Annotated in this window: 1 protein-coding gene; it reads left to right on the top strand. The window is 32.8% G+C overall.

Going from position 1 to position 229, the window contains the following annotated elements:
- Positions 1-112 (top strand): F0F1 ATP synthase subunit delta (locus ACY2RT_RS15795; RefSeq protein ID WP_490156850.1); only part of this gene is annotated, 112 nt, incomplete at its 5' end.
- Positions 113-229 lie beyond the last annotated feature (117 nt).

Here is a 229-nt window from a genome sequence, read left to right as displayed (position 1 = left end):
AGATACAACAATCATAGGAGGATTTATTCTTCGTGTGGGCGATTTACAATACAATGCTAGTATTGCTAATCAATTAGGAAATTTAAAAAGAGAATTTAGTAAAAGTGTATAACGTGTGGCCCAAAGTTTTAACATAGGGCTATCAAATATAAGTAAACAAAATGGCAGAAGTTAAACCAGCTGAAGTATCAGCAATATTGAAACACCAACTTTCAGGTTTTGAAGCAAC

The organism is Ulvibacter sp. 2210JD10-4 (assembly GCF_058148525.1).
The sequence above is the reverse complement of the archived record's forward strand: the minus strand, read 5'-3'. Positions and strand labels throughout refer to the sequence as shown.